The sequence below is a fragment of the Vibrio sp. V08_P9A1T1 genome, assembly GCF_963874405.1.
Lineage (GTDB): Bacteria > Pseudomonadota > Gammaproteobacteria > Enterobacterales > Vibrionaceae > Vibrio > Vibrio anguillarum.
In genome coordinates this window covers 1-4,401 of the sequence record NZ_CAWNIB010000148.1, presented here as the reverse complement: position 1 = coordinate 4,401, position 4,401 = coordinate 1, and the positions used below count along the sequence as shown (strand labels likewise).

Sequence of the window (4,401 nt, the reverse complement as noted above, 5' to 3'; positions counted from 1 at the left end):
TAATTATCCATATGTTGGTTTCGATGCATGATTATTGATGTGCATAAATACGGGAGAGTATTATTTGTGAAAAAAGATAAAAGAGTAAGCATATATACGGTCGCTATATTAGCTGTAATAGCAAGTCAATATGCGCAATATGCGTTTGCTGCCGATGAATGGCAGGCAAAATCCTATGTAACTCATTCCCAAGTTTGTTATCAAAATGGGTTATTTAAAGCCAAATGGTCAGCAAGCCCACATAATGTACCTGACCTTGATGGCCCTACGTCCTCTTCAGAACTAGGATGGGGTATACAGCCTTGGTTGTTACTTGAACGAGAATCAGGGCAATGTTTAGGTGGTGAACCGCAGAACCAACCCCCATTAGCTAATGCTGGTCAAGATGGCTCTCATGAAGCACCTACACAAGTATTATTACAAGGTAATCAGTCCAGTGATCCTGATGGTGACGCCTTGACGTTTCTCTGGGAGCAGGTCAGCGGCCCGACAGTAACGATTGAGAATGCAGCTAACGATGTGGCTATTTTCCGCCCTGGTGATGTTACTTCATCGACAAGCTATGTCTTTAAGCTAACCGTGAATGACGGCAAAGCCGCAAGTAGTGATACGGTGACTCATATCATTAATCCCAAGCCAATCATTGATCAAAATAAACCACCTAAAGCGAATGCGGGGTTGGATCATACGCATGAAGGCTCAAGTGAAGTCTGGTTATGGGGACAAAATTCGAGTGATCCAGATGGCGATGAATTGAGTTTTAGCTGGCGTCAAATTGGTGGGCCGTCGATAAATATCGAGGATGCAACGAGCGATGTAGCAAAAATTCGCCCAAGAACGCCCGGTACAACGCAATATGAATTTGAACTGACTGTTGACGATGGCCGTGGTGGTATCGATAAAGATACGGTAGTACATACGGTCGTTCGCCCCGAAGAAGTTGATGACTCAAATCTTATTGTTCGTGCACCTCAAAAACCTGTGGATGCGAGTGAAAATTTGCGCGCACTCAATTTAGTTTCAGGAAGCGAGACAGTACCCGCAGATTTTATTTGGGGTATTGAAACGGGGTTAAATATTCCGCAAGGAACCTATTCGGTTAAATTTCCATTTACACTACGCAGCATTCCAGAGCCATATAATCAAACAGAAATTGTTGTTGATTCAGCGCAAAATGCCCCAAAAGTTGCATGGACGTACAAAACGTTTTCTAGCATACAGGGTTATGGTGAGCATTTGCTCGCGACGACTTGCGCTAAATGTCACGGTCCGGGGAAAAATTTAGAAATCAGTGCGGATAGATCACCATCAACCCAATTGATTGAAGCGTTCCAGTTTGACGATAAAGCCATTGAGAAAAAAATCGCCAGCATGACGACAAAATCAGGTGTTTTTTGTGATGAAAATTGCCAAATCACTATGTCTGACTACCTTGAAGAACTATGGGCTGATTATTGGTTAGAACCGGAAGTTGCGTCGGGGTATGGCCAGAGAAACATGCTGCTGCTTTCACGTCAAGAATATATCAATACAGTCAAAGATTTACTGAATGTTTCGATTGATAGTGATCTCTTACCCCTTGATGACCGCAGTACCATGGTGGAGTATTTTTACTCTAACCCTGCCAATATGGGTTATATGACCAATGATAAGTTTGATAGTTACCTTAATGCGGCTTTAGCCGTAGGCGAGCAGTTGGATATTGCCAGCGCGAGTGGTTGCGCTGTGGGTGGAAATAGTGTTGAGGCCTGGAATGCCAGCACTATTTATGAAGGGCATACCAAAACACAGGTCCACTACAAGGCGAAGGAATACTTAGCGGTAACTTGGAGTCGTGGATCTGAACCAGATCAAAACTACGTGACTTCCGGGTCAGCGAAGCCGTGGCTTCTGATCGGTGATTATGAAGGTAGCGATGAAAACTGCCTTGATTCTTGGCTGACCAGTATTGGCGAACGTTTATTCCATCGCCCACTCACTGAACAAGAGCGAGATAAATACCTTATTTCAGATGCCAAAGGTTCAATATTAAACATGTTAGTTTCACCGGCATTTTTATACAGAACTGAGTTTGGTACGCCAAATGATCAAGGTAAATATAACCTAAACGCTTACGAAGTTGCTTCGATGGTGGCTTACCGCTTATGGGGTTCGGCGCCAGACCAACCACTGTGGGATAAAGCAAAAAATGGAACCTTGTTAACGCCATCGGTATTGAGTGCTGAAATTGACCGTATGCTAGATGACCCCAAAGCGATTGATAATTTTACCCGCTTCGTTATGCAAACGTTAGATTTTGATGAAAGTCGAGTTGTAGTTAATCGAGGAGACCTAACAGAAAAGCTTGGCCGAGATATGCTGGAAGAATTGAAACTGTATGTGGCTGATACTGTATTTAATGACAAGAAAGGTACCTACAGCGATTTAATGTCTTCCGATACCACTTTCATTAACAAAGACCTCGCGCAGTACTACGGTTTTGGCATTGTTACAGGAAACACCTTTAACCCTGTGAAAGTACCAGAAAGTCGTGGTCTAGGTTTGCTCAGTTTAGGTGCGGTTGCCGTTGCTTACGCCGATGACAATAAAACCCGTCCAATTCCACGTGGCCGAATGGTACAGCGTTCATTACTTGACTGGAATGATGCACCACCGACAGGAGCCACTCCCTCAAGTATTGAAGGTGATCACTCGACACGTGATTATTGGACTCAAGGCACTGGGCCTGCGAATCCTCAGTGTTGGGCTTGTCATGAAAAAATGAACCATGTGGGTTTTGCGATGGATGTTATCGATAAAACAGGTAAATACCGTTCAACAGAGAATTATATTTCTATTGAAGGCACAGAATACCCGAATGTTGCTTTATCTACTGACGGCACCTTAGTGAATAAATTTGGTACCACTGTTGGTCAATTTTCAAACTTACATGGTTTAGCGAACTTAATGTCTGATGATGAGTTAGCGAAGAATGCGTTTATCAAAAACTATTTCGCCTACTTAATTGGTGAAAAAACAGAAATGTTGACTGACCTATCAGCTGACTATTCAAAAATTGAAAAAATCAAAGACTTAATACGTGATGTCTTGATGTCTGAAACTGTATTGGTAAGAGAGTAAGTCGCATGAAAGAGAATATACAATTAACTCGCCGCCAGCTGATTAAAGGTTCGGTAGCACTAGGTGTAATGGCTGGTTTGGGTCTCCCTAGTTTCAATGTGCATGCTGGCCGTTCTTCAACAAGCCCAAAGTTCATCTTTATCAGTTTTTCTGACGGTTACCCACGAGGAACTTGGCACCCAACTATTAGTGGTGGTCAACTTGCCATGAATGCTTGTACCTCACCACTTGAAAACTATAAAGATTATGCCGTTTTCATTGAAGGCAATAAATCTCAAGGAGGCAGCGGGCATGATGGTTATAAGGGCCAAATGCAGGAACGAGAAGGCCAAGGATCGCTCGATTACCACTGTGAACAGCAATACGGTTCTGGAATGGCCAAAAAAGCTTTGCGTTTAGGAGTAGACACCAATTATTGGGGGCATGGCGGTTTTGTTGCCACCCGATCACCCAATGGTGCTTTACGCGCTACGGATTCGCCACATCAGGTTTACAATGATCTGTTCGCTGGAGAAAGTGGTAGTGGTGAATCTCCGCAGGACGTAAAAAAGTTGAGGTTACTGGCAAGCAGCTTAGAAGACGTACAGATTCTACAAACTCAATTGGAACAAGTGGCGGCAAGCAAGTTACAAACGATGGACAGTGTAGGGGCTTCACTTCAGGAAGAGTTACAAAGTTCAGGTATTGTAACGGGTGAATGCCCTACTTACATTTATGATCAGTTAAATCAGGGTAATGGCCGTGACCTTACGTTGAACTTGCAAGTGGCGAATACCATTTTGGCTTTGGCTTGTGGTAAGACTCGCGTAGTCACGTTGTCGCTGGGTACGTCTAACGATTCAGCGCAAGTGGCAAGCGTCAGTGCTATGGTTCCGCATGATGCGTCACATTATGGGAGTAGCACGATTAAGGAGACGTACATTAGGCACCGCCAATGGTATTTGAGCAGCGTAACAAAACTCATTGATCAGTTGAAAAAAATCCCTGATCCAGAGGTGGGTGGCAGCTCGCTGTTTGACAATACCATTATCATGATCTCGTCAGAAATGGATGATGGTAACGCACATAGCTCTAATGATTTACCTGCTGTATTACTCGGTGGCCAGAATACTCAATTGAATACGGCCAACGGCGGACGTCTGGTTCAAAATACCACAGGGAATATGGGGGGAGTTTTGCGTTCATTCTCGGATGCTTATGGATTAAATGCCCCGTATACGAATAGCCCCATCCCAGGGTTATTTAAATAAAATCGATGATAAGTTCATGAGTGTTCATGAA

2 protein-coding genes are annotated in these 4,401 nt (G+C 43.7%); both read left to right on the top strand.

Annotated elements, in window-relative coordinates:
- Positions 1–66 precede the first annotated feature (66 nt).
- The gene (locus tag AACT21_RS07025; RefSeq protein WP_254917172.1) at positions 67–3,120 is read left to right on the top strand and encodes a DUF1592 domain-containing protein; all 3,054 of its coding nucleotides are present in this window, start codon (positions 67–69) and stop codon (positions 3,118–3,120) included.
- 5 nt (positions 3,121–3,125) lie between these two features.
- Positions 3,126–4,370, top strand: coding sequence for a DUF1552 domain-containing protein (locus AACT21_RS07020; protein ID WP_017047186.1), 1,245 nt, complete (start codon positions 3,126–3,128; stop codon positions 4,368–4,370).
- The last annotated feature ends 31 nt before the right edge of the window (positions 4,371–4,401 follow it).

Excerpts from the sequence above, each read along its gene's own strand:
- AACT21_RS07020 (WP_017047186.1), top strand. The coding sequence starts at position 3,126 with ATGAAAGAGAATATACAATTAACTCGCCGCCAGCTGATTAAAGGTTCG.